We start from the raw sequence: 26128 nt of genomic DNA, 5'->3' as shown, positions 1-26128 counted from the left end.
TTTTTGCTATTTATCTAATAGTCTAAGAAGCAATTCCGGCTCATCGGTTGTGATGAAATCCAGTTTTAATTTGAGCATTTTTTGCATATCTTCTTCCTTATTCACCGTCCAAGCATTAGTAAGCAAACCCATTGACTTCGCCTTATCTGCTAATTCCTGGTCTTTCTGAAATAATGAGTAATGAAAATCAATACCATCTATATTTGCTGCTTTTAACCCTTCCAAGCTTTTATCCGATCCTAAATAAAGTACTTTTGCTGCAGGGTCTAATTCTTTAACTCGAGTAAGATATTGCATACCAAAAGATATATAATCTACCCACGCCTGAGCTTTCATCCGATGTACCAAATGCACTACAGAGTCAGCGATAGCCTTCCCTTTATTTGTACCTTTTATTTCTATGATTAATTTTGTTTTATTCTGTGTCTTTATATAGTTGATATACTCTTCTAGAGTTGGTACAAAATCGCCATTCTTCAATGCTACGGCAGACAATTCTGCAGCTGTAGTTGATTCAACATCCTTACCTCCTATCGAAGGATCGTGTGAGAGTACAACAACATCGTCTGATGACATCCACACATCTAGCTCTGAACCTTCACAACCTATCTCTACGGCATGCTTCAATGAACTCATCGAATTATGGCTAAAATCACGATCTTTCCACGCTCCTCTGTGAGCAATCACCTTGTTATGTAAAAACTCATCTTTTACCAGCTCGAATGATTTTTCAGTCTTTCCTTCTTTTAATACTATCTCATAAGAAATAGGCGAGCTTGGAGTTAACTGCTTTCCTTTCTTGAGCCTTATATTTTTTTCTTTATCGATTTCAAATAGTCCGGAAGGATCTTTTAATGTAATTTTTTCACTTCCTGTTGAAATGACTTTTCCTACAACAGCACCCTTATTATTTACCGGGATAGTATAATTATCCAATACAAGAAGTTGGTTCTGAGAGTATGTATGGATAAAACAAACACTTAGTAATACGAATAACAAAATAACTTTTTTCATAATAAAAATCTCATCTTTTATATTGACTTGTAAAGATACCAATAATCTTTTTTTCGCTGAAAGTTTAAATTGGATATATTGTACAATAAGCCCTCTTTTTGCTTATCACGCCTACAATCTCTAACAGAAGTGCACTCTACTGAGTTAAAGGATAAGATAGAGATACTAATAATGACATTGAGGACACTATTTTTAAACATGTTGACACTTTTAGTTAGTAGCATTTTATTACCTTTGTTTCAAAAATATAATTATCATGAGCACTTATTCTGGTTTTCAAAAGTACCTACAAAACGAATTAGCTGACATTCAGTCAGCAGGATTATATAAGAACGAACGTATTATTGTATCACCACAGGGTGCTGCAATCAAAGTAAATACCGGACAAGAAGTCCTTAATTTCTGCGCAAATAATTATCTGGGATTATCTAACAATAAGGAACTTATACAAGCAGCCAAAGATGCTATGGATGAACGTGGATTTGGCGTTTCTTCCGTGCGGTTTATTTGCGGAACACAAGACCTGCACAAACAATTAGAAGCAGCTATTGCTAAATTCTTCGGCACAGAAGATTCAATTTTATATGCAGCTTGCTTCGATGCCAACGGCGGAGTGTTCGAACCGCTTTTGAACGAAGAAGATGCTATTATATCCGATTCTTTAAACCATGCTTCAATAATAGATGGAGTACGTTTATGTAAGGCTGTACGGTATCGTTATGCAAACGCAGATATGGCTGATCTGGAAAAACAATTGCAAGCAGCCCAAGCCCAACGTTTCCGTATAATAGTTACAGACGGAGTTTTCTCAATGGATGGCAATGTGGCTCCGATGGATAAAATATATGAGCTGGCACAAAAGTATGATGCAATGATTATGATCGACGAATCGCACTCTGCCGGAGTTGTAGGAAAAACAGGACGCGGAACCACCGAACTGTTTAATCTTCGTGGAAAGGTAGAAATCATTACAGGCACGCTTGGCAAATCCTTCGGTGGAGCTATTGGCGGCTTTACGACAGGAAAGAAAGAAATCATCGACATGTTGCGCCAACGTTCCCGCCCTTATTTATTTTCAAACTCTATTCCTCCAGCTATAGCTGCAGCAGGTATTAAAATGTTTGAAATGATGGATCGCACAAATGAGTTGCAAGACAAACTGCATGCCAACACCGACTACTTTGTAGAAAAAATGAAAGCAGCAGGGTTTGACATCAAACCTACTCAGTCTTCTATCTGTGCCGTAATGCTCTATGATGCAAAACTATCGCAGGATATGGCTGCAAAATTATTAGACGAAGGTATTTATGTTACAGGCTTCTACTATCCTGTAGTACCTAAGGATTTAGCTCGTATCCGTGTGCAAATATCAGCAGGACACGAAAAAGAACATCTCGATAAATGTATCGCCGCATTTACGAAGGTAGGAAAAGAACTGGGCGTTATTAAGTAAGTGAGATATTGAAACAAGATACAACTAAACAATCACCCTTTTACAATCAGATTTTTCTTTTATGAAAAACATTCTTATCGTAGGCAGTACGGGTCAAATAGGCTCGGAATTAAGTATTAAATTGCGCTCTATTTATGGAGAGAGTAATGTTATCTGCGGATATTACAAACCTCCTTTTCCTGAAAACTTTTTCGAATCGGGCCCTACTGTAGAAATAGACGCTACAGACAAACAGCAAATAGCAGACGCAGTAAAAAAACACAAAATTGATACTATTTACAATCTGGCAGCAATATTATCAGCTACAGCCGAAAAAAATCCTAAGTTAGGATGGGATGTCGGAGTAAATAGCCTGATGAATTGCCTCGATGTAGCACGCGAGTTTGGTTGTGCCGTTTTTACTCCCAGTTCTATAGGTGCTTTCGGTCCTAACACACCAAAAGACAAAACACCTCAAGATACTATCCAACGTCCAAATACGGTGTATGGAATTACCAAAGTAATGGGTGAACTGCTTAGCGACTATTATTATACCAGATGGGGAGTAGACACTCGCTCGGTACGTTTTCCGGGTATCATATCCAACCTTACTCATCCCGGTGGAGGTACGACAGACTATGCCGTTGAGATATACTACAATGCAGTAAGAGAGGAGAAATTTATATGTCCTCTGAAGCCGGGAACATTCATGGACATGATGTATATGCCCGATGCCCTAAATGCAGCAATAAATATAATGGAAGCCGATCCGGCAAAACTTATCCATCGAAACTCGTTTAATATTGCATCTATGAGCTTCGATCCGGAAATGATCTATACAGCAATAAAAAAACATTACCCTAGTTTCGTAATGGAATATGAAGTAGACCCTCTAAAACAGGCTATAGCAGATTCGTGGCCAAACTCGCTTGACGACACTTGCGCTCGTCACGAATGGGGATGGTGTCCTGAATATGATCTGGAGAAAATGACTGCTGATATGATAAAAGTTCTGAAGGAAAGAGAAGTACTTTTAAATATATAACATAGAAAGTTCAATCGGAGATAATTAAAATTTAAAAACTCCCTGCTTAACATCTTGTATAAGTAGGGAGTTTTTGATTCTCTATCTCTATAAAAATTTCCAGCTATTTTGTTGCACAATCAAAATATATCATATTACTTTGTATTTCAAAGTAAATAGTATGGATACAAATTTAGATGATATAAAACACATACGTTCTATGATGGAACGTTCGAGCAAATTCTTATCGATCAGCGGTATGTCTGGTGTTATGGCAGGTACATTTGCAATATTGGGTGCTATATCAGCTTATTTTGTATTGATAGGCGAATTTACTTTTACCGGGAATCTTCTATATGATCTTATTCTGATTGCGACGGTTGTACTTATTGGAGCTGTTACAGTGGGATTATATTTCTCAGCCCGCAAGGCTAAAAAAAGCAATTCGAAACTTTGGATGCCTGTAACGTTAGAGATAGCTAAAGATTTTAGCGTGCCATTAATATCAGGAGGTCTATTATCCCTTATCCTTATTTACAAAGATGTTTACTTTATGGTAGCACCTTGTATGCTTATCTTTTACGGACTAGGACTCATAGCTGCAGGTTCCCGCACATTCCGAGATGTAAAGGTATTAGGTGCATGCGAAATAATATTGGGTTTGGCAGCAGCGATAACAGTAGGCTACGATCTTATATTTTGGGGAATAGGTTTTGGTGTTTTACATATTGTATATGGTATACTAATTCATTACAAATATGATGTAAAATCAGAGAAAAACGGTTGATTATGAAAGATATTATATCAGGATTGAATAAAATCTTCGACAGCCGTATCCGCTTAGGTATAATGTCGGTGCTAATGGTAAATGACAGTGTAGACTTCAATACAATGAAAGAGCTGCTTGACGTTACCGACGGAAATCTGGCCAGTCACTTGAAGGCTTTAGAAAAAGAGGAAGTAATTGAAGTAAGAAAACAATTTTTGGGAAGGAAGCCCAATACATCTTACAAGGTGACACCTCTGGGAAAGAAACTCTTTAAAGAACATATAGACGCTCTCGAGCGATTACTTAATCCTTTGGCATAATTTTTTTTATTTACAAACTTTGAATTTCAAAGAACTTTTATACATATTATTAATTTAATTATTTATGAAAACAAAATTCGATATCGGAGTAAACATGATTTTTGTAAAAGTCATTGTTGTTGCAGTTTTAATTGCCGTTATGCTATTACCTATCAATCTGGTAAGATCACTCGTTGAAGAACGTGAAGGGAATCAGAAAGCAGTTCAAGACGAAATAAGCCAGAAATGGAGTGGGGTTCAAACTATATCAGGTCCTGTATTGGTACTCCCGATACAGAGTGGGGCAGATAAAAATCAAAATGGAATCACAAATTATGCCTATTTTCTTCCCGACAGCTTCAACGTTGAAGGAAATATAAAAACAGAAGAACGTTTTCGCACACTCTTCAAAGCATTGGTATATCAATCTAATCTCCATGTAAGCGGAACCTTCTCTTTGCCGGATTATGCTAAGTTAAACATCAAACCCGAGCAAGTAATGTGGGATAAGGCTTTCGTCCTGATTGGTATTACGTATCTGCAAGGGATTAAAAATAAGATTGTATTCAATGTAAATGGAAAGCCACAGATCGTTCAACCGGGAATTAATAATAATTCATTTGTGAGTGCGGGAGTGACTGTTGAAATACCTTTAGATCCCGCTATCAACAGTTACGATTTCAATTTCGAACTGGCTCTTAATGGAAGCGAAGGATTATACTTCAACCCAGTGGGAAAAGAAAGTACAATACACCTAAAATCACCATGGAACACCGTATCATTTGATGGCAATTTCCTACCAACAGAACGTACCGTGAATAAAGACGGCTTTGATGCAAAATGGGATATATTTGATTATAACCGCAATTATGTACAAATGTGGATTGGCGATAATGATGTATTGAAGTCTTCCACCCTAGGTGTAGCCATGAAATTACCTGTGGACAAATATCAGATGACAATGCGTTCGGTAAAATATGCCATTATGTTTATAGTACTCACATTTGTAGTGTTTTTCTTAGTTGAGCTCCTTAGCCGAAAAAGAATTCACCCTGTACAGTATTTGCTGGTTAGTAGCGGCCTTGTTATCTTCTATGTGCTATTACTTGCCATATCAGAACATCTCAGCTTTGGCTTATCTTATCTGATTTCGTGTTCTGCCACCACTACTCTTATCGCCTCGTATTCAATAACAATGTTCCGAAACGCAAAACAAGCAACTATGATGGGATTATTCCTTGCAGGACTATACACCTATCTATATATAATATTACAGTTAGAAAACCTCTCTTTGCTATTCGGAGCTATTGGTCTGTTTGTAGCATTGGCTATCGTAATGTTTGTATTGAGAAGAGTAAATTGGTATAACGATAATAATGAATCTGACTAAATAGCAAAAGAATCTTCTACCGATATAATGAAAGATAAAAACAGGAATGTAAATTAAGCTTACGATAAACAAATGCCTGTCTCCTATTTTGACAGGTTCAATACTTCAAGCCATGCCGATAAGATAACATTAATCTTACCGGCATCGCTTTTTTTATATTATATAGTACATGTATACATCAATTATCACAAGTATAAATAGCCCATAATAGTTAATTAAAGTTAAATATACAATATTCAAAAATGGATAAACAACTATATATTAGATATATAACAAAACAACAATCATTACACATTAGTACTATGCATTGCATGGTACTAGTATTTATTTATATATTTGCATTACAAACAACATTGTATAGGATAATATTAGGTAATAGAATACAAAAACAAATAGTCTAAAATATGAAAAAGGTTATTGAAGTAAGTATAGGAGGCATCAATTTCACAATGGAAGACGATGCATATTTCAGATTAAAAGATTATCTGAAACGATTCGAAGAAACTATTCCTGACAAACAGGAAGCTCGTGAAGTAATGGAAGATGTTGAAGCTCGTGTAGCTGAGATATTACAAAAAGAAATGAAATATTCAAATCAAGTTGTCGATATGAAACAAGTACAAACAGTAATAGACCATTTAGGCGAAGTAGACTCTAAATCGTCCGATCAGGAAGCTGAATATAAAAATTATAAGAGCTCAGATAAAGAATATACAAGAGGAGATAAACGCATGTATAGAGATATTGACGAAAAAATGATATCAGGTGTATGTAGCGGATTGGCACTATACCTTGGTATCGACGTAACTATCATCAGGGTGATTTTTGCCGCTACTTCTTTCTTGTATGGTACAGCCATCCTTGTATACTGTGTTCTTTGGATTGTAATGCCTAGAGCTATAAGTGTAGCTCAAAAGCTGGAGCTGAGAGGTTATGCTCCGACAGCCGAAAACATCAGAAGATTTACATCACAACACAAATAATTCAACAATATGGAAACTATAAATGTAGACAACATAAAGGCTCAGATGCGTAAGGGCATATTAGAATATTGCATCCTCAGTATTCTATCTAAAGGAGACGCATACGTATCAGATATAATAAACGAACTGAAAGATTCGGAGATGATCGTGGTCGAAGGAACATTATATCCGTTGCTTACACGTCAAAAAAACCAAGGATTACTCTCTTACAGATGGGAAGAATCGACACAAGGGCCGCCCCGGAAATATTATGCAATCACAGAAAAAGGAAATGCTGTATTAGGAGAACTGGATGGAGCTTGGACTGATCTGGTAAGAGTAATAGACAATATTAGAAATAAATAAAATCTGATAACAATGAAACCAACAATTAGAGTTAGCATAGGAGGATTAGCTTTCAATCTCGAAGAAGATGCATTCCGTGTCCTCGACGATTACCTGAAAGCCTTAAGGAGGCATTTCGAAAAAAACTCGGAATCGGGTGAAATCATATCCGACATCGAACTTCGTTTGAGCGAATTATTACAAATGCGTGTAAGCTCGGCAGATGGGGTGGTATCTATGGCGGATGCGTTGGATATTATAAAAATTATGGGAAGCCCAAAAGACTTTGACGATGCTCTGCAAGAGGAATATGCGGAAGAAGATTCTGAAAAGAAATCTTTTGGGAAATCAGACTATGCAACCGACGACACACAGGATTTGTTCAAGAAAAAACTATACAGAGACACTGACAACAAATTCATTGGTGGAGTGTGCAGCGGATTGGGGCACTATTTCAGAATAGACACAACTATCATGCGTCTTATATTCTCGGGGATATTCCTTTTCTTGCTATTGTTTATACACAGAGGGCCTTCATGCATGGTCATGGTGCTGATATATGGTATCCTATGGGCAGTAATGCCTGCGGCTCACTCTTTCAAGCAAAAACTATCGATGACCGGATCTGATCCGTCTATTTCAAATATTGAAGAAGACCGCACACAATCAGCCCGAAAATACAAAGGCAGTTCTTTAGCTTCGGCAATAGGCATCCTTGTGAATGTATTCATTGGTATTCTGGCGGTAATTTTGTTTCTCATCATTATTGCGATGATTGCTTCTTTTATTTGGTTGTACTTTGACACAACAATCCTGGGTCTAAATAATTATCTCATACTATTAGGATTAAGTTCAATTAATTTAAAGATTGCATTCTTGCTGGCATCTTTAATTCCACTAATGGGGCTACTATCTCTAATGATTAAAATATTGAAAAGATCTCCGTTTACAACTCAGACATTAATCAGTTTTGTTATTGGATTCCTTTTATGGTTAGGGGCTTCGTTTTATTTAGGAAATACCGGATTTAAATTTGGATTAAATCATCGCCACACTGCGGAAGCCGTAGAGAGTGTAAATGCAAATACAACCTCAGATTCACTATACGTAAAATTGGGTAGCGAATATTTAAACGCAGAATCACAGCCGAACAATCCATTTGTTTTGTATACCGGATCTGCCGACAATAAAAAGCTATGCGTGTTACCTTCCATACAAACCAGTGTGGATACAACATTAACCAATTATGTAATTGAAATACATAAAAAGAATTTCGCAGACAACGAAATGACAGCCAAAAGAAAAGTAGAAGATCTGCACTTAGATTACACCCTGACTGATTCTTTATTAACAATTAATCCGACATGGCATACAAATTCAAACCCATGGAGTTTAGAAACGTTTGAGATTGTGATAAAAACGCCACGTGATAAGAAAGTTATAAAAGAATATCCATTAAACAGAACGTATAAAGATTTCAATATAAATATAAACAGATATGGTTATAATCGTTGTTTTTACAATATTACTATTGATTGAAGTCATAATAGAACATCTTATATAAAAGATGTATTACCTACTGAATGATAATAGATAATAAGTTTGGTGTTAAGAAATCGGATAAATCTTTTTGTCCGATTTTTTATCGAAAAAGATGCAACATTTTAGCTATTTTTACGTTTAATATATGTACATTTGTAAATTAATATTAATATTAAAGCTGTGAAAGCGAAATTTTTAACATATATACTGATGGCCTTTTCTATAGGTCTCTTTATGCTGTCTTGTGATGGAGACGAAAACCCACCTACAAGCACCATAGAAGGGCATTGGATATATACAGCAACAAAAGTTGATATCTCCGTCACAGATCCGGCGTTAAAAGCAAAAGTTGAAGAATACATCAAACAAAATGTAATATCCGAGCATACAAGCTATGAATTTAAGAATGATAAGACTTATTATTATTATCTTAATTTCGCAGACCCTCTAAAAGGGAAATATAAAATGCAGGATAAAGATTATGCAACACTGGATGACTCAAGGGGATTAAAGAAAGTAATTTGCGAGGATCCTTTAATTTACGTTCAATCTGATTTGAAAAGCCAGATCGCAAAAGATTTAAAGATCAGTGAAAACAAAATCATAGAGGCTACAATTACAGAAGTTTTCGAAAAAGGGTTGAAACCCTCGAATTAGAAAATATGATACAAATCTAAAATAAAACCTCAAAGGCAAAATGAAGCTTTTGAGGTTTTATTTTTAATATCAATACAAACGGTTTAATCTTTCTTTGAGCCAATCCATGTTGCCTTTTTCCATATATATTCGAGAGGTCCATGCTTGTGGTTTTTCATCCACCAACAAGAGAATATATATTGTACGATGAATATTCCGACCCCGATCAGAAAGGACATTGTTATACTCACTGATAGACCAAGCCCCCAGCTATAAAATATTGCCCCACCTAACAAAGATTGAGTTATATAATTGGTAAGACTCATTTTTCCATAAGGTATCAACCTCCTTAATAAGGATTGTCCTTTTTCAGTAGAATAATAAACAATAAGAACTAATGATACGAGGAAAAATAGAAATGAAACATTTGCAAAAGATTGGACTATTATTCCCAAAGGCTCTAACACAGCTTTATTTTCAATAAAGCCCGGAAGCATAAGAGTCAACCCTTTGAGAGGGAAGAAGCAAACAACTCCAAGAATTAGCATACGAACCCATTTGCGAATATTAGTTTCGGGATGAAGGAAGAATTCTGTACGCCCTATAAGCATTCCGAATAAGAACAGTCCGGCAACCTGACAAAAACGTCCATTTTCCCATGCCCACATAAAGCTACCCCATTCTCCATGATGCAACATTACATTAAATATCTCACTCAAGCTTGCCGATTTATCTATCAAGATAGGATTTAGCTTGCCATAATGATATCCTACCATACTTTCGCCCATTACATAGTCCGGATTAACTAAAGCATAAATAACACGCCCCCACTCTACTGGCTGAAGGATAAAGATTGCAGCGATAATCAATACAGTCTTGGTAGACAAACGTGCCGTTAATATCAGCACAATACCGATGAGTGAAAACATTACCAGAACATCGCCTGTATAGAAAAGAGAATTGATCATTCCCCAAACGAATAGTAAAACTAAACGCCATAAAAAACGAGGACGAAAATCGTTGCCTCTTTTCAACTGATTATTATCCTGAATAAAAAAACTAAAGCCAAATAATAAGGCAAATATACCATAAGCTTTTCCTGCAAAAATAAAAAAAGTAGAATCGAATAGAACCGAATCCAGAAACTTCATAAATGGAGTATCTATCGGAGTGAAATTGAAAAGATTATAGTTTTCGAGGCTATGTACTAACACTATTCCTAGTACCGAAAAACCTCTCAGGGCATCGGCAACATCAATACGGTGGACACTTTTTGTCATTTTTCTATAATATGTTTTTTGGTATTAAAATTCGAAATATAAAATTGCACTCTCTGCATGATGCGTCAAAGATAATATTTTATATAAAAAGAAAAGCATGAGACTAGTCTATAGTCTCATGCTTTGCAAAAAATATCTTTCTTTTTTAATCCCAAATATGCTTTTTACTAAGAGCATATTTGCCACCACCGGTAAACACTAAAGCCAAAGCGCCGAAGATGTATAAACCTTGCAACTCGAGTATCCAGCCTCCTGTCTCATTTAACGAGAATATATCGCCGCTATGAGCGAGCGAAACGGCAACCAACATATTAAATACGAATATCGCTGCAGCAACACGTGTGCCGTATCCGAAAATAATAAACAAAGGTGCTATAATCTCTCCTACATACACCCCGTAGGCGATAAAAGAAGGCAATCCGGCACCCTCTACCATTTGTTCTATCATCCCTGCCCCATGTGATAATTTAGCTATCCCATGCAAGAGCATTGATATACCCACACTTAATCTTAGAATAAGTAGTCCTAAATCTGTATTACGTTCTAATGTTTTCATCAATATATACTGTTACTATTTACATTACAGATATAAAACAATGAAAAGTTAAATTAGTTCACATCAGTACCATTTTCTATTTAGGTAATTCAAATGAAATGGGTAACATCACTTGCTTTGCAATAGGCACCCCATCTTTCAATCCGGGAATCCATTTAGGCATTTTCTTTATCAAATAATAGGCTTCTTCATTACAATCGGGAAACACACCCTTAAACAACCATATCTTTGATATTTCACCTTCTGCCGACACCTCTATATTGAATATAACCCGACCTTCTATTCCATATTTAATGGCACGCTTCGGATATTTCATATTAGTCTTCAAGTAAGCATCTAGTGCCTCCTGCCCTCCCGGATATTGAGGATCAGTGTTTAAAGAGTCAGACTCTTGAACAATCTGTTTTTCTTCTATCTGTGTCAAGGTATCTGTCGGAATCATTACCAAAGATGACTCATTTGTTAATTTCTGCTCTTCGTTTTTAGGCTGTTCCTTTGCTTGTGATATTAACGTATCGGTCAACTTGAAAGTGACAGAAAGATGCTGAGTGAAATTGACTGGATTACCATCAAGCAAGGCAGGCGACCATTTGGGCATCGCTTGCAAAACACGTATAACCTCGTCATCTGCATCCGGATCAAATCCTCTTACTATTTCTACATCTTTTATACTTCCATCTTTAGCAACGTTGAACTTCAACTCCAGATCCCCTTCCATTTTTATTTTTATCAAAATGGGAGGATATTTTATATTAGTCTCTAAAAATTCGTATAACGCCTTCTCTCCATCCTTATAGTAAGGAGGAACAACACCATTCAATGACGATGTTTCTTTTGTCAAAAGCTTTGCAGTAATAGCTTTTTGTGAATAAACAGGATTTAATATACAAAACAAGAATATAAATAAGGCAGTATGTACAAATTTCATTTTTTGTTCTTTTTTACAAACAAATATATACAAATTACTCAAGTCTATTATGTATTTATATTTTATTAAATCCGTAAAATATATTTATGTTAATATTAACATTTTTAATATTTGGAAACAATATTTTTAACAATACTATATATATCTTTACAGCCAAATAAAAAACAATATGTGTGGAATTGTAGGATATATTGGCTTTAGAGAAGCCTACCCCATTTTGATAAAAGGCTTACATAGACTAGAGTATCGGGGATACGACAGTGCCGGAGTAGCAATAATAAATAGCGAAGACAAGCTTTCGGTATACAAAACAAAAGGAAAAGTACAGCACCTCGAGGAATATACCAAAGGAAAAGACACAACCGGCACAATCGGCATAGCACATACAAGATGGGCCACACATGGCGAACCGAGCAACTGCAATGCACACCCCCACTACTCGCAATCAGAGTCTTTAGCCCTCATACACAATGGAATCATAGAAAATTATGCAGTACTTAAAGCTCAACTAACACAAAACGGGTATAGTTTTCAAAGTAGCACCGACACCGAGGTACTGGTGCAGCTAATTGAATATATCAAAAGTTTAAATAATTGCGATCTGTTTACAGCAGTTCAAATTGCACTCAATCAGGTAGTAGGGGCATACGCCATAGCTGTAATAGAAAAAGGAAAGCCTGATCAGATTATTGCTGCACGTAAAAGCAGTCCGCTAGTTATCGGAATTGGTGATGGCGAGTTTTTCCTCGGATCAGACGCTTCTCCAATTATAGAGTATACCAACAAAGTTATTTATCTGGATGATGAAGAAATCGCTATACTCAAAAGAGATAAAGAGCCTAAAGTAATTACCATCTCCAATATAGAAAAAACACCGGAAATCAAGCAATTGGAAATGAACCTCAGCCAGCTCGAACGAGGCGGATATCCACACTTTATGCTAAAAGAAATATTCGAGCAGCCTGAAACTCTTAAAAACTGCATGAGTGGACGTATCAATATAGAAGGCACAAACATAACCTTATCCGGGATAATAGACCACAAAGAAAAATTTATAAATGCACGCCGCATCATTATCATCGCATGTGGAACTTCATGGCACGCCGGACTAATAGGAGAATACTTATTCGAGGAGTTTTGCCGCATTCCCGTTGAAGTAGAGTACGCCTCAGAGTTTAGATATAGAAATCCAGTTATCTATGCCGACGACATCGTAATCGCCATTTCTCAATCGGGAGAAACTGCCGATTCGCTTGCAGCAATTGAACTAGCACGCAAGGCCGGAGCTTTTGTATATGGAGTATGCAATGTTGTAGGATCATCTATCCCTCGCAATACCAATTCAGGATCATATACGCATTGTGGACACGAAATAGGAGTAGCATCAACTAAAGCGTTCACCGCACAGGTTACTACCCTCATATTGATGGCCTTGGTTATTGCGAAAGAGAAAAAGGTGATAGAGGAAGAAAAATATATCGAAATTACCAAAGAGCTCCTATCTATCCCATCCAAAATAAAAAAAGTTTTATCAAGCAATGAAAAGATAAAGGAACTATCCAACATCTTTACTTATGCACAAAACTTTATTTACCTCGGCCGTGGATATAATTATCCTATAGCTTTGGAAGGAGCCCTCAAGCTAAAAGAGATATCGTACATACATGCCGAGGGTTATCCGGCAGCCGAAATGAAACACGGACCAATAGCACTCATAGACAATGAGATGCCGGTGGTAACGATTGCAACTCATAGTGCCATATACGACAAAGTAGTTAGCAACATACAAGAGATAAAAGCCAGAAGAGGCAAAGTAATAGCGATAATAAACGAAGGCGATGAAACAATGAAGTCAATAGCCGATCATTATATTGAAATACCAACTACAATAGAATGTCTCGACCCTTTGTTGACCGCCATACCCTTACAACTACTTGCCTATCATATTGCTGTAAATAAAAACAGGGACGTAGATATGCCTCGCAATCTGGCAAAATCGGTAACGGTTGAATAGACAGCTTGTTTTCACAATATATATTAAGTTTTGAATCCGATATTCAAAATATTTCTATCTTTGCATAAACTTTACACAAAAACATAAAATTATGAAAACAAACATTTTGATACTCACATTCCTTTCTTTGTTTGCACTGAATATGAGTATTAATGCCCAAAACTATCTTGCAACAGGAACTCAAATAACAATGGGAGACGATTTAAGAAAAGGTGTGGAAGATGTTACTGTGGGCGACGTTATTTTATCTTATGACTACACAAAAGACTTATATGAAAAGAAAAAAGTAACAGGAGTGGACAAAATCATGTTCAACAGATTAGCACGCATTGTGTTAGAAAACAAGATGCAGGTGCTTGTTACTTCTCAATATCCCTTCTGGAGCGAAAGAGGCTGGGTTTCTATCGATCCGGAAATGACAATTCAAAACCCCAAATACGCATCAGTAAAACAATGCAATGTGGGTGATTATTTAAAATTCTATGATATACTGAGTACCGGTTCGGATAGAATTGCTATTATAGAAGGCATACTCGAACCAATCATGGGCTATAACATCCAACTCGAAGGAGGGGGCTCTATTATTGCCAACGGTTTTATCATAGGCGTTGATTAAAAAAATTAAATGAAGCTGAACACCAATAACATTCAAGAACGTATTAAAGATACATTGATAGAGACGTTGAACATCACATTCATAGAATCGGATGATCAAACGTCTCTTGAAGCTATTATGCCTGTAGAGAAACAATTGAGTCAAACGATGGGCGTATTACACGGAGGAGCAACAATTTCTTTAGCAGAATCTGTAGCCGGCGTAGGTTCTAACACGCTATGTGCACACGACGAGCAATGCTTTGGCATGCAAATAAGTGCCAGTCATATCTCCAGTGCGAAAATAGGAGATGTGGTAAGAGCCATAGGTACCCTACAACACAAAGGGCGATCTACTCACGTCTGGAATGTTGACGTCTTCTCGGAGACAACACGAAAACTAATTTCGTCTGTGCGTGTCACAAATGCAGTTGTAAAAAAAATATTATATACAAAAGGAAAATAAAGGCAAGGAATGTAGTAGGGGTTAGAATTTTTTAACCCTGTTTATATTTTCCGCTATTTCGTCCTGATTAAAGTGAAGGATCTCGAATAAGAAAAGCGAGATATTTCACTCCATTCGGTGTGACATAATAGATTTGATGTTCTACCCCCTATTACACCCTTCCCTTTTACGAATTGAATTCTATTAAGCAGGAATGAGATTTATAAATTAAGTATTATAGAGAAGATACTATCATCTCCATTATTTGAAATATCATTAGAATAAAACAAATAATAACGACTGCAATCATAATATATAAAATTTTGTTTGTATATTTTTTCATTTTACTTCCTTTTTAAATTGTTCGTACTGCTTTACTATATCATCGATACTTATATCGAGTAAATTCATAGAACGAAAAGTTTCGGGTAGTACTTCTTCAAAAAATTCTTTTTTCTGAAGCTTCGATATCTGTCCTCTAGCATTTTCGGCGACGTAATATCCCATGCCACGTTTCGAATATATAATTTCCTCAGACTGCATATATTCAAAAGCTCTCATAGCCGTGTTAGGATTCACTTGCAATGTCATCGCCAGCTCCCTAACAGACGGAATTCGCTCATCTTCGCGCCATTCTCCTGTAAGGATATGCTGAAAGCAGAAATCTACTATTTGAAGATATATTGGTTTATTTGCTTTAAAATCCATAATACTATACCTCTGTTTCTCTTAATTTAAAATACGTCAATATCCACATTCCAAGAGGGAATATAGCCGCCAGTATATATTTAGTCACATCATACAGCATTGTTGTCTTTGTTGTTACGAAACGCGAAGAATCGCCTTCGGGAATCCAATAGCCATCAAAGCTTAGAATAGAAATCGGATCCATAGAACTTCTTATATAAGATACATCCGGATAGAATTGACTTATAATAATCTTAGAAACAATTATTATAAAAATAAAAAACACAGCGATTAATGACAATGTCTTCACAAAAGACCTTTTCTTCAAACAGACATATCCAAACAAAAAAACGGATTGAGCAGCATACAACAGATGATAATCCCACCAATCGCTAAACTTAACTACAGGATGTGTAGTGGAAACAAATAGCGAGGATATAAAATCTAAGCAAACCGATGCGCCAAAGACCAGCAAAGGTATAATAACAATATATTTGATCCACAAACCGAGAAATCGCTCAAAAGTAGATACAGGCAACGTAAAATAAAAAGTACCATTAGCGTCGCTTAAATTCTTATCAAAAGAAATGCTACAAATGATAATCGCAACATAAACGGGAGGAAGCATATTCCATAACCAGCCGGTATCGATAGATTCCCAAACAGTCGCAATCGTATAATATGCAGCTATACCACATAGAATAAAAAGGTATTGCTTCCAATACATTGCGAACTCCCTCTTCTGCAAATTCCAAAAACGTTCTATATTAAATACAGCACTCATATCCATTTCGTTAAGCGTTAAATATATTTCTTATCTTTTCCTTATTCGTAACCACCGCATTAAACAAAGCTTCAATATTTAATGTGCTTTCTTCATTATACTTGTTCTCCAAGACCGAAGTGTATCCTAACATAGTCTGTTCTGTGAACAAGGCGTCTTCGGGTTTTGTAGTAGAGTAAGTAAACAGTAGTTTGTTAGATATCTCCTCAACCGTATTATTAAGCAGCACCTGATTGCGATCAAGAATAATGATAGGATCTATCAGACTTTCCAAGTCTCGAACTTGATGAGTAGAAATCAAGATACATTTGTTTTCGTCAAATGCCGAAGCTATCACTTTTCTAAATTGAGATTTAGAAGGGATATCCAGCCCATTGGTAGGCTCATCTAGTAAGGTAAGCGGTGTATTCAAAGATATGGCAAAAGCGATAAGAACTTTTTTCTTCTGTCCAAAAGATAATTCTTTCATCCGAGAATCAATATCCAAATGAAAATCATTTAAATATGAGTTAAATTGCTCATTGCTAAAATTGGGATAAAATACTGAATTCAACTTCACAAAGCTTTTAACTGTTTGAGAGGGTACTATGAACTCTTCAGGCAAATAATACACTTGCTTCAGCATATCGGGATTTCTAAGTGCCGTTTCAGTACCTAATACTTGACAACTTCCTTTTTTAGGGAAACACAACCCACTAATAATGCGCAACAATGTGGTCTTTCCAACACCATTTTCTCCGAGCAAACCATAAATACCATTTTTCATTTCAAATGAAACATTCTCAAAAATAGGCTTACGCTCTCTATAATAAAAAGTAAGATTATTTATTTCAACCATAATAGTGTACTAGATTATTAATACACTACAAATATATTACATATTTTGATTACACCAAAAACATTTGAATATTTTTTATGCTAATTAAAAAAACTCAAGAGTTATGCATAATTATAATAGTTATAAAAGCTGGGGAAATATTTTTAAATCAATAAAATTCATATCATAAATTAATCTCTTTTTGATAAAAAGAGAAAAGACACTTTAACCCTATCAAATATTACAATAAGCTATGATCAAAAACTAAATAAAAACAAAAAAGTAGTTATATAGAAAAGAAGTAGATTTTGTCTTTTAAAATAAAGAGAGGCCTTATCTACAAATAATTATTATCAGTAAATATATTTAGGAAGTAGTGTTTTTTTATATACTTTTGCAGCCAAATTGACATGAACGACATGGAGATCTGAAACCATACAAAAAAACGAGGCGGAACCGAAAAGCCAAAAGAGTAGGATAATTTTTACAAAACTAATATTATAATGGAGTGGTTTTTAAAAGTAGTGAAGGAGCACTACGCAGACTTTAACGGAAGAGCTAGACGAAAAGAATTCTGGATGTATAACCTTTTTGTAATGATAGGATACTTTGCCCTATATATAGTAGGGATTATCTTTACAATGGTTTCGCCAACTATTGGAGTAATCATTTTCGGAATATTAGGATTAGCGTACCTAGCAATCCTTATACCTTCGATCGCTGTTGCAGTAAGAAGAATGCACGATGTTGGTAAAAGTGGATGGTATATATTAATTCCTATTTACAGCTTTATTTTAGCTATCACAGAAGGAGATAAGGGAAATAACCAATATGGACAGGATCCTAAGGCATAATACCCTCAGGCTTTACCATATAAAGAAAGAAGGACATAAATAATATTATTTATGTCCTTTCCGTTTATAAACTATTGATATTTATAAATTTATCTTATCAACAATTCAATAACAATTATTTATTTAACTGCCCCTGTTATTATTATTTTTTATTATATTTGCAACGTCGGCAGAAATAGCATATCTAACGCTCAGAGTATTAAAAGCCAAAAACACATTATTCTTACTTAGGCGTAAAGAATAAATAACAATAATAGAGTATACATTATAATATCCGGTATGGAGTTATTATACAAACAAGAGCATCTTACTTGCTACAATTATGAAAAAGGTAACCGACCAACAATTGAAAAGATATCTTTACTAGATGGACAATCTTGGAATATATTTTCAGTTGAAAACAAAGTTATATTTATCATAAAAGGTTCTCTATCTTTTTCTTTGGATGAGCTAAGCAATCAGACCATTTCTGAGAAAAAAATGGTAATGATACCGGCAGGGTGTCACCTCAACAGCAAAGCAGATAGAGATACCACATTAATTATCATAAGGTTGCATAATACTAAAATGTTATGCGATTGCTTCTCTTTGGATTTATTACTAAAAGAAAAAAATGAAGAGTTTGAACCCGGGTTACACTATCTAACTATAAATGAAAGAGTAGACTCATACCTCACATTCTTAAACACGTGCATGTCGGAAGGCTTAAAGTGCACATATTATTTCGCACTGAAAGCGAAAGAATTTTACTTTTTACTAAGAGCATATTATACAAAAAAAGATTTGCTAGCATTCTTTTTCCCTCTCATTAGTCACGATCTTTCTTTCTCCGAGTTTGTCCTTAAAAACCATCACAAGGCAAAAACAGTACAAGAGCTGGCAGACATGATGCACTATAGTCTTTCGGGATTTCAAAAACGTTTCAAAAAAGCATTTGGAGTACCCGCTTATCACTGGATGAAAGAAGAGCGATCTAAATCAATTTTTTATCAAATAAACAGTACCGATAAGTCATTTAAAGAAATAAGTGACGAGTACGGATTCTCATCCCCTTCTCATTTCAATGACTTTTGCAAAACGAATTTTGGCAACACTCCGGGCAAAATTCGTCAACAAAAAGCAACTATGAAGCCTAACAACTAAGAAAAGGCACGAATTCTGAAAAAGCAGGCAGGTATCTGTAATAAGCAACGTTTCCAATCTTCATATCTTCGTAGCGTAAATATATGAGGAGTATATTTATAATTCTAAACCTGACTAGATTTAGAATTTAACTCTATTATTGTGTAGTTTTGTAAAGTTTGTGTTAAGGTTGGAAAGTCTGCGAAGTGAATTTGCGGGCTTTTTGCATTTCATAAAGGATTCCAATGCAGCTTGAATATAACAAGGCTCTTTCCGAAAATTTTCGATAAGAAACTTGTTACACAATAAGATTTATGCTTGTTACAAAATAAGATAAATTTAAAACCCACTTCGTTGCTCTGCCAAATCAATCCTTTTGTGCTCTTTCATCACAGTATACATTTGAAGTAATACAGAAAGAATGATTAACAGCAAACCGGTATAAAATGAATAGTTTAAATTCTTTGCCTCCCCAAAAATAATCATAGCCAACACAATACTATATATAGGCTCTAAGTTATAGCTGAGATTAAGAGTAAAAGCAGATATGCTCTTCAATGCTTGTATTTGCAACATATACAGACCGATTGTACAAACCACTGAGAATATTAACAAATAGATTAAATCCGTATTACTCGGAAAAAAGGTCACGACAGGAAATAACTGCAAATAAAAAGGAAGTATAATACTTAAACTAAGAAAGCCTCCAATCATTTCATAAAACAAAGTAACATCCCATGAATAATTAGTATTTGTTGCAACTCTTTTATTCGCAATCACAAAACTAGCTGCCAAAGCAGACGAAATAGCCCCACATATTATACCTGTTCTGTAACGGGTATCGAAATGAAAAATCAGCGCAATCCCCAAGAGAGCAATAATGCTAAAAGACAATTCTCTGAAAGAGATTCGCCGACGACTCACGACAGGTTCTAAAACAGCCGTAAAAAAGCCTGTCATCGAGAAACAGACTACTCCGATAGAAACATTCGAATATTTAATACTGGCATAGAAAAACAGCCAATGCAGTGTTAATAATAGCCCTACAAAACCAATCCTATAGAAATCTTTCATCGGTAATCGAACAAACCGTTTTGTTACCGATAGCATTATGAGTAGTAACACAGAGGTAATCAATAAGCGATACCAAACGAGCATACCTTCGTTCAAGGTTATAAGCTTGCCAAATATACCCGTAAATCCGGCAATTAGAATAGATAAGTGCAACTTAATAAATGCTTGTTTCATCTTAGAGAAATATTCTGTAAAGATACCCTTTTAATCAAAAAAAGCCCCAAAGATCCATTCTCTTTGGGGCATATATTATTAATTAAGCCGTTTAGTTTTGACCTCCAGCACTACCTCCACTTTGTTCTCCTTGTCCTCCAGACATAACATCATCATTCTTGATACCACGTCTTGCTTTCTGTATCTGTGATTTCATCTCTCCAAAACGGAAAGACACAGAGATTCCAAAATTTTGAATTTTATTAGACATGATTGTTTCCGAATAAAACGCTTGATTATTCATTGTGCTTCTGAAATCATGAATGCGTTTAAATGGATTCTGAGCATAAGCAGATATATTCAATTTGTCATTATTAAAGCCTTTACTCACATTAAATCGGTGAAAGAAAAACGAAGAGTTTTCACTTTGTAAATTTATAGATGGAGAGAAATAACCTATGTTAGCAAAAGCCTTCCATGATTTAGGAAATGAATATTGCGCACCTCCAAAAACATTCGCAGATACTCCATCATTCTTTAATCCTGACCCATTATTTGCTTTTATATCCACATACCGTGCACCCATATTGGAGAATATACTCAGTTGTTCTACCCACTTGTATTTATCACCACCTATTTTAGGAGTCCATCGCAGGTTTAAGGATAAACCAATATCTTTTCTTTTTCCTATGTTTTCGTATGTATAGATCGATACATTATCCTGTTGATTTGTGATTTGTTCAATGCCATTATTTTCGAAACTATAAGCCAAATTCACATTTAAAGTCAGGTTACGATTAAAAAGTCCATAGTTAGTACTTATTGTATGATTTTTCACAGCATCCAATGCCGGATTCCCCTTTTGTATATTATTCGGGTCGGAAGTATTCTCATAAGGATTTAATTGCCAGATACCCGGACGTGATATACGCATATTGTATCCAAAGCGCAGGTTTTGCATTGGATTTATCTGATATGTAACGGTTGCAGAAGGTACGATATTAGAATAGTCCACTTTAAAATCTTGAGCTCTATCCTTTGGGAATTCAGCATTCAACCATGTTGCTTCATAACGCAATCCGGCTTTGAAACCCCAAACATTTCTGAACTTGGCATTGTAACCGCCATACGCAGCCAATATATCTTGTGTATGTCTGAATCTATCAGTCGGACGATCTAAGGCTACCCAATTACCTGTAACATTAAGGCTATCTAAACCACTATTGCTATTATTTATACGGATGATATACTTTACTCCAGTTTCGATACTATGAGATAGGATATCAGACTTATTCAAAGGAGTTACAAAATCAACCTGAAAGGTATGTTCTTTCATATCTGCATCAGAATATTGCTTGTTAGTATATACATACTTAGGTAGTTCACCAGATAGTTTCGTAACATCCGAATTTGATTCTGAATCGTTAGGGTTCATACTGAACTTATAAGAAGCTGTCAGCAATTGTTCTTTTTTGTGGAAAGTACGTTGATAGTCCACATTCAGATCTGTACCGCCATACGTTTGTTTCACATACCCCTTTTGGACATATATATATTGGTTATCCTTATTTATTCCGAGCCCCTCATTCAAGATGTTACTTCTGGATTTATAATTACCCTCGAACCTATTGAATCCGATATTAATAAGGTTTAAGGTATCTATTTCGTAACTTAACTCTCCTGAACCAAACTGGCCGAGTCCATTATTCTTTGAAGAGCCTACTCCTGTAAGATATTTCGGATTATTGCTTAAGTTATATTCTCTAAAAGAAGAAGAAGTTCCTTCGGGACGTTTCCATTCATAATAGTTATAATTCCCGGTGAAGCCTACTTTGCCATATTTCATAGTCCAGTAAGCACCTAAACCATATCCCCCTTGCGAGTCTACCCTGCCATTTAATGTGGCAGTATACCCCCCCATAGAAGTATTGGTTATAATGTTGATAATACCTGCTACACCTTCAGCATCATATTTTGCTCCGGGATCAGTAATCACCTGTATATCTTTCACGGTATTGGCAGGCATGCTGCGAAGAACTTCCTTCGGATTGTTAGAAATCATGTTAGACGGTTTTCCGTTCAGATATATTTTAAAATTAGTAGATCCTTTCAGCTGTACGTTATCTTCGCCATCAACAGTTATCATCGGAACTTTCTTCAACATTTCCAATAGGTTATTCGTAGTTGATTCAGGATCACTCTCCATACTATATACAATTTTATCGAGATCCACTTTTACCAGTGGCTTCTGTGCCGAAACAACAACCTCCGATAAGGCATTTTCATTATCACTCATATATATTGTACCCAGGTCTACTATCTTTGCATCACCTACAACAACAGGCTTAACAAGGGTCTTTTTACCGATATATTCTACCGTGAGCAGATACTCTCCCTTTTTATTCATCGAAAGCTGAAAGTTACCATTATCATCGGCTGCTACAGCCTTTAACGGAGTTCTCGGGTTTGCTTTACCCAACAATTTAACTGTAGCGTAGGGCACTGTTTCATTTGTTAATGAGTCTGTTATCACGCCTTTGATCTGGACATTTATTAGTGGGCTGGATTGAGAGAATGCTAATGATGAAATTAGCAATGATAGAAAAGTTAATAAAATACGGACATTCATAAGTTTAGTATAATTATAAATATATTTCGTTTTTTTAGTTGTTTCTCAGCTGACTAAGATATACATTGATTTAATCCGTTTGACTGAGATATGCTTACTAGTCGCCAGAATTATACATTTATCACTAAAGCAATAAATATTTTATCATTTTTAACAGAAAGACACTTTTTTCACAAAAAAAAGACACCAAGCTCTGCTTACCTGATGTCTTTTGCCAACTCATCTACAGATAAATTTTTATTTACTAAATGGAATATCGTTTATCGGTATCACTTTACCATAGATTTCTACATAGCGAACATTTGCCGTATCTAAATACATCTCTATAGTATTGTTCTGTCTATTTCTTTTCAGTTTCAGATCTACGTGTAGAATATCATCGTCATGACGAGAAGCACTCCAGCCCGAAACCGTATAGATTGAATTTTTAGAATTAAAGTACAAAGTATCTCCTGTTGCATTTCGGCATATATTGATATCATTTGCCGAGTTACGAACAAACCAACCTTGATTACGCCCAATCAACCAACCACCTATAACTACGGCCACAATAATCAGAGTAAACAGAATCGAATATAATTCTTTGTTCATATCCGAAACCAATTATTCGACGTCTTTATCCTGTTCTTTCTTAGACTCTTTCCTCTCTATAAAGTAAGCAATAACAAGCCCTATGCCTCCAAATATGGCAGCACATGCCGGATATAAAATAGATATAGTATTGCGGAACTCATAGAAAGCCCTTTCGTCTGCACTTGGAGGAGCCACTGCCAACAAGTCTATAACAGCGACGATAGCCACGCCCAGTCCGACACCCACCAATAAGAGTCCAATACGAATAGCCCATGAGGTTACATAGTTGTTTAAATTGCTTTTATTCGGAGACATATCCAATTGACCTTTCAGTAAATTCGGGTCTATCCCTTCTGAAATTTTTTCGATAAAAGCTAAGCGTTCTCTACGACGAGCAAACAACTCAAATAAGCGGTAGATTGCATATGCTATTGTAGCTACAATAACCATTGCCATAATTTGATCCATAATTTTCTATTTTTATTAATTAAACATTTTTGTTTCATCCGTTTGCTCATTTTGACGCAAGCATTTTTAAAAGGTTACAACAAAATAAAAAAATATTTTTTTGAAAAGATTTTACATTACATTTGTAACCTATCAAATATTCTTGCGTCATACGGGTATGGCTGAATTTGATGATATCTATTTTATACGCCGAATAAAAGACGGACATACCGATGCTTTTGTACATATTGTACGTCGATATGAGAGAATGGTATTTACCATTGTCAATAAAATAGTTTCTCGTCGGGTAGAAGCCGAAGATATTGTTCAGGAGATATTTATAAAGGTATTTCAGTCATTAAAACAGTTTCGTGAAGAATCGAACTTTGCAACATGGTTGTACAGAATCGCATATAACACAACTATATCAGAATTGCGCAAGCGCAAGCATGAGTTTACTGCTATTGACGATAATTTCTCAAATATTCCTGATGATGAAATATCAGAAACACTGGATGAGATTACAACCGAGGATAAGTTACAGCTTTTGGATACAGTACTAAAAAAACTGCCCCCGGACGATGCTTTGCTGATCAGTATGTTCTATATAAACGATCAAAGCGTAAAAAATATAAGCATCATCACAGGAAATAGTGAAGCAAATGTAAAAGTAAAGTTGTACAGAATCAGAAAAATTATAAACTTTGAAATAAATAAGCTCATACAATCATGAATACAGAAAATACAGATAGGCTAAAGAGTTTATTTCAGGAAATAAAACTAGACGAACCATCGGCAGACTTCGAAAGTCGGTTGATGCAACAAGTACATATTGTTGCGGCAAAACAAAATCGCAAGAGAAGCATTATTTCAATTCTTTCTATTACGTTCGGCATTGTAGGAATGCTTGGAATACCAACGCTTATCTTTTGGCTTTTGGGATTACCTCTCAAGGAAGACATTCAGAGTATGGGGTCAAATATCACATTCAATGTCCCATCGGTAGGGTTTAATCCTTTCGTGGTATCTGTAGCATGCGTCGGAGTATTACTCCTTATAAGCGACTCACTGATCCGCAGACGAATCAAAGAAAAGAAGCACAAAAATTAACAGATTTACAGAAGCTTTACAGTAGAGTTTAAATATAAGCGACCTATCAAATATCTAACTTTCCGGTTTTATACTCCTTATATTTAAGAGAGAGCAACCTCAAGAATGAGCTTATCTGAGATAATGCCGATTGAGTTTCTCCTGAAATATCTTTCTTTTGCAAGCGCATTAACAAGAAACCGTATAGAGCAGCAAGACAGGTCTCGAGTTCCGAAGTATTTTTATCTTGCGTTTTGGAACGTAACTCGACAATAAAAGGTAAGGTTTTATAATAGGCTTCAGTATATTCAGTTTCTTGCGCCGACTTCAGCAGTCTGTTGTGTAATTCAGTCAACTCCGATATTACATTCTTATTTACAATCAGATGCCCTTTTTCCACCACGTCTTCTCTCCTCATCATGTCAATAAGGCTTTCGTACCATTCCCTTATTTCATTTTTCACATCTTGAGGCTGATCGAACCCTGATATTATTTGCTTATCAATTATATCTATATCCAATTTATTAGCTCTTATAATATCCTCTATCTGCCACATATACAAGAGATATTCGGCAATATTTTCTTCTTTTAGTTTTTTAGCTATCAGCATAGTATATTTTAAGAATAAATGATAAACAATAATAGATTATGCTTTGTTTATATACAAAA

28 protein-coding genes are annotated in these 26128 nt (G+C 35.6%); 16 read left to right on the top strand and 12 right to left on the bottom strand.

Annotation, left to right across the window (positions count from 1 at the left end; genetic code table 11):
* Positions 1 to 6 precede the first annotated feature (6 nt).
* The gene (locus HMPREF9456_RS06105) at positions 7 to 1014 is read right to left on the bottom strand and encodes a glycerophosphodiester phosphodiesterase (protein ID WP_006842612.1); all 1008 of its coding nucleotides are present in this window, start codon (positions 1012 to 1014) and stop codon (positions 7 to 9) included.
* 256 nt (positions 1015 to 1270) lie between these two features.
* Between HMPREF9456_RS06105 and kbl the strand changes: the two genes are divergently transcribed.
* The 9 genes from kbl to HMPREF9456_RS06060 all read left to right on the top strand — a co-directional run bounded on the left by kbl (position 1271) and on the right by HMPREF9456_RS06060 (position 9434).
* Complete coding sequence (kbl, locus tag HMPREF9456_RS06100; RefSeq protein WP_006842610.1) at positions 1271 to 2467, top strand: glycine C-acetyltransferase; 1197 nt, start codon at positions 1271 to 1273, stop codon at positions 2465 to 2467.
* A 61-nt stretch (positions 2468 to 2528) separates the two neighbouring features.
* Positions 2529 to 3491: an NAD-dependent epimerase/dehydratase family protein gene (locus HMPREF9456_RS06095; protein ID WP_006842609.1), complete on the top strand. Its 963-nt coding sequence runs from the start codon at positions 2529 to 2531 to the stop codon at positions 3489 to 3491.
* Between the two features lie 160 nt (positions 3492 to 3651).
* Positions 3652 to 4257, top strand: coding sequence for a hypothetical protein (locus HMPREF9456_RS06090; RefSeq protein WP_006842608.1), 606 nt, complete (start codon positions 3652 to 3654; stop codon positions 4255 to 4257).
* A gap of 2 nt (positions 4258 to 4259) precedes the next feature.
* Positions 4260 to 4559, top strand: coding sequence for a winged helix-turn-helix domain-containing protein (locus HMPREF9456_RS06085; protein ID WP_006842607.1), 300 nt, complete (start codon positions 4260 to 4262; stop codon positions 4557 to 4559).
* 64 nt (positions 4560 to 4623) lie between these two features.
* A complete protein-coding gene (gene creD, locus HMPREF9456_RS06080; protein ID WP_006842606.1) occupies positions 4624 to 5928 on the top strand; it encodes a cell envelope integrity protein CreD in 1305 nt (434 codons plus the stop codon).
* A gap of 404 nt (positions 5929 to 6332) precedes the next feature.
* Entirely contained in the window at positions 6333 to 6911 is a 579-nt protein-coding gene (locus HMPREF9456_RS06075) for a PspC domain-containing protein (RefSeq protein WP_006842605.1), read from the top strand.
* Positions 6912 to 6920: 9 nt separating this feature from the next.
* Entirely contained in the window at positions 6921 to 7256 is a 336-nt protein-coding gene (locus HMPREF9456_RS06070; RefSeq protein ID WP_006842604.1) for a PadR family transcriptional regulator, read from the top strand.
* 12 nt (positions 7257 to 7268) lie between these two features.
* On the top strand, positions 7269 to 8774 hold the full coding sequence (locus HMPREF9456_RS06065; protein ID WP_006842603.1) for a PspC domain-containing protein: 1506 nt from the start codon (positions 7269 to 7271) through the stop codon (positions 8772 to 8774).
* Positions 8775 to 8987: 213 nt separating this feature from the next.
* Positions 8988 to 9434, top strand: coding sequence for a hypothetical protein (locus HMPREF9456_RS06060; protein WP_006842602.1), 447 nt, complete (start codon positions 8988 to 8990; stop codon positions 9432 to 9434).
* Between the two features lie 83 nt (positions 9435 to 9517).
* Here HMPREF9456_RS06060 and HMPREF9456_RS06055 read toward each other — a convergent pair whose 3' ends face one another.
* The 3 genes from HMPREF9456_RS06055 to HMPREF9456_RS06045 all read right to left on the bottom strand — a co-directional run bounded on the left by HMPREF9456_RS06055 (position 9518) and on the right by HMPREF9456_RS06045 (position 12177).
* The gene (locus tag HMPREF9456_RS06055; protein WP_006842601.1) at positions 9518 to 10693 is read right to left on the bottom strand and encodes a DUF418 domain-containing protein; all 1176 of its coding nucleotides are present in this window, start codon (positions 10691 to 10693) and stop codon (positions 9518 to 9520) included.
* 145 nt (positions 10694 to 10838) lie between these two features.
* Positions 10839 to 11249 carry a DoxX family protein gene (locus tag HMPREF9456_RS06050; protein ID WP_006842600.1) on the bottom strand — a complete coding sequence of 137 codons (411 nt, stop codon included), beginning with the start codon at positions 11247 to 11249 and terminating at the stop codon, positions 10839 to 10841.
* Positions 11250 to 11325: 76 nt separating this feature from the next.
* A complete protein-coding gene (locus HMPREF9456_RS06045; protein ID WP_006842599.1) occupies positions 11326 to 12177 on the bottom strand; it encodes an energy transducer TonB in 852 nt (283 codons plus the stop codon).
* 169 nt (positions 12178 to 12346) lie between these two features.
* Between HMPREF9456_RS06045 and glmS the strand changes: the two genes are divergently transcribed.
* The 3 genes from glmS to HMPREF9456_RS06030 all read left to right on the top strand — a co-directional run bounded on the left by glmS (position 12347) and on the right by HMPREF9456_RS06030 (position 15251).
* On the top strand, positions 12347 to 14191 hold the full coding sequence (gene glmS, locus HMPREF9456_RS06040; RefSeq protein WP_006842598.1) for a glutamine--fructose-6-phosphate transaminase (isomerizing): 1845 nt from the start codon (positions 12347 to 12349) through the stop codon (positions 14189 to 14191).
* A 91-nt stretch (positions 14192 to 14282) separates the two neighbouring features.
* Positions 14283 to 14807 carry a Hint domain-containing protein gene (locus tag HMPREF9456_RS06035; RefSeq protein WP_006842597.1) on the top strand — a complete coding sequence of 175 codons (525 nt, stop codon included), beginning with the start codon at positions 14283 to 14285 and terminating at the stop codon, positions 14805 to 14807.
* Between the two features lie 9 nt (positions 14808 to 14816).
* Entirely contained in the window at positions 14817 to 15251 is a 435-nt protein-coding gene (locus HMPREF9456_RS06030; RefSeq protein WP_006842596.1) for a PaaI family thioesterase, read from the top strand.
* A gap of 318 nt (positions 15252 to 15569) precedes the next feature.
* Here HMPREF9456_RS06030 and HMPREF9456_RS06025 read toward each other — a convergent pair whose 3' ends face one another.
* From HMPREF9456_RS06025 to HMPREF9456_RS06015, 3 genes are read right to left on the bottom strand one after another with little or no spacing between them, the layout of a single operon-like run.
* Entirely contained in the window at positions 15570 to 15938 is a 369-nt protein-coding gene (locus HMPREF9456_RS06025) for a GntR family transcriptional regulator (RefSeq protein ID WP_006842594.1), read from the bottom strand.
* Between the two features lie 4 nt (positions 15939 to 15942).
* Positions 15943 to 16701 carry a hypothetical protein gene (locus HMPREF9456_RS06020; RefSeq protein ID WP_245530997.1) on the bottom strand — a complete coding sequence of 253 codons (759 nt, stop codon included), beginning with the start codon at positions 16699 to 16701 and terminating at the stop codon, positions 15943 to 15945.
* A gap of 10 nt (positions 16702 to 16711) precedes the next feature.
* Positions 16712 to 17539, bottom strand: coding sequence for an ABC transporter ATP-binding protein (locus HMPREF9456_RS06015; RefSeq protein WP_006842592.1), 828 nt, complete (start codon positions 17537 to 17539; stop codon positions 16712 to 16714).
* 482 nt (positions 17540 to 18021) lie between these two features.
* Here HMPREF9456_RS06015 and HMPREF9456_RS06010 point away from each other — a divergent pair, with 482 nt between their 5' ends.
* A complete protein-coding gene (locus HMPREF9456_RS06010; protein ID WP_006842591.1) occupies positions 18022 to 18372 on the top strand; it encodes a DUF805 domain-containing protein in 351 nt (116 codons plus the stop codon).
* Positions 18373 to 18651: 279 nt separating this feature from the next.
* Positions 18652 to 19515, top strand: a complete 864-nt coding sequence (locus HMPREF9456_RS06005) for a helix-turn-helix domain-containing protein (protein ID WP_006842590.1) — start codon at positions 18652 to 18654, stop codon at positions 19513 to 19515.
* A 318-nt stretch (positions 19516 to 19833) separates the two neighbouring features.
* Here the strand turns inward: HMPREF9456_RS06005 and HMPREF9456_RS06000 are convergent, their stop codons facing one another.
* The 4 genes from HMPREF9456_RS06000 to HMPREF9456_RS05985 all read right to left on the bottom strand — a co-directional run bounded on the left by HMPREF9456_RS06000 (position 19834) and on the right by HMPREF9456_RS05985 (position 24391).
* A complete protein-coding gene (locus HMPREF9456_RS06000; protein WP_006842589.1) occupies positions 19834 to 20742 on the bottom strand; it encodes a DMT family transporter in 909 nt (302 codons plus the stop codon).
* Positions 20743 to 20833: 91 nt separating this feature from the next.
* Positions 20834 to 23350, bottom strand: coding sequence for a TonB-dependent receptor (locus tag HMPREF9456_RS05995; protein WP_006842588.1), 2517 nt, complete (start codon positions 23348 to 23350; stop codon positions 20834 to 20836).
* 237 nt (positions 23351 to 23587) lie between these two features.
* A complete protein-coding gene (locus HMPREF9456_RS05990; protein ID WP_006842587.1) occupies positions 23588 to 23941 on the bottom strand; it encodes a hypothetical protein in 354 nt (117 codons plus the stop codon).
* Positions 23942 to 23953: 12 nt separating this feature from the next.
* Positions 23954 to 24391: a DUF6249 domain-containing protein gene (locus HMPREF9456_RS05985; RefSeq protein WP_006842586.1), complete on the bottom strand. Its 438-nt coding sequence runs from the start codon at positions 24389 to 24391 to the stop codon at positions 23954 to 23956.
* A gap of 100 nt (positions 24392 to 24491) precedes the next feature.
* On the opposite strand from HMPREF9456_RS05985, the gene HMPREF9456_RS05980 reads away from it, so the two are divergent.
* Together HMPREF9456_RS05980 and HMPREF9456_RS05975 are read left to right on the top strand one after the other, a co-directional pair.
* Complete coding sequence (locus HMPREF9456_RS05980; protein WP_006842585.1) at positions 24492 to 25103, top strand: RNA polymerase sigma factor; 612 nt, start codon at positions 24492 to 24494, stop codon at positions 25101 to 25103.
* On the top strand, positions 25100 to 25480 hold the full coding sequence (locus HMPREF9456_RS05975; protein WP_006842584.1) for a hypothetical protein: 381 nt from the start codon (positions 25100 to 25102) through the stop codon (positions 25478 to 25480). Before HMPREF9456_RS05980 ends, HMPREF9456_RS05975 begins: the two co-directional genes overlap by 4 nt.
* A 46-nt stretch (positions 25481 to 25526) precedes the next feature.
* Here the strand turns inward: HMPREF9456_RS05975 and HMPREF9456_RS05970 are convergent, their stop codons facing one another.
* Positions 25527 to 26069, bottom strand: coding sequence for a DUF4924 family protein (locus HMPREF9456_RS05970; protein WP_006842583.1), 543 nt, complete (start codon positions 26067 to 26069; stop codon positions 25527 to 25529).
* Between the last annotated feature and the right edge of the window lie 59 nt (positions 26070 to 26128).

The organism is Dysgonomonas mossii DSM 22836 (assembly GCF_000213575.1).
In the GTDB taxonomy this organism is placed as follows: Bacteria; Bacteroidota; Bacteroidia; order Bacteroidales; family Dysgonomonadaceae; genus Dysgonomonas; species Dysgonomonas mossii.
The sequence above is the reverse complement of the archived record's forward strand: the minus strand, read 5'-3'. Positions and strand labels throughout refer to the sequence as shown.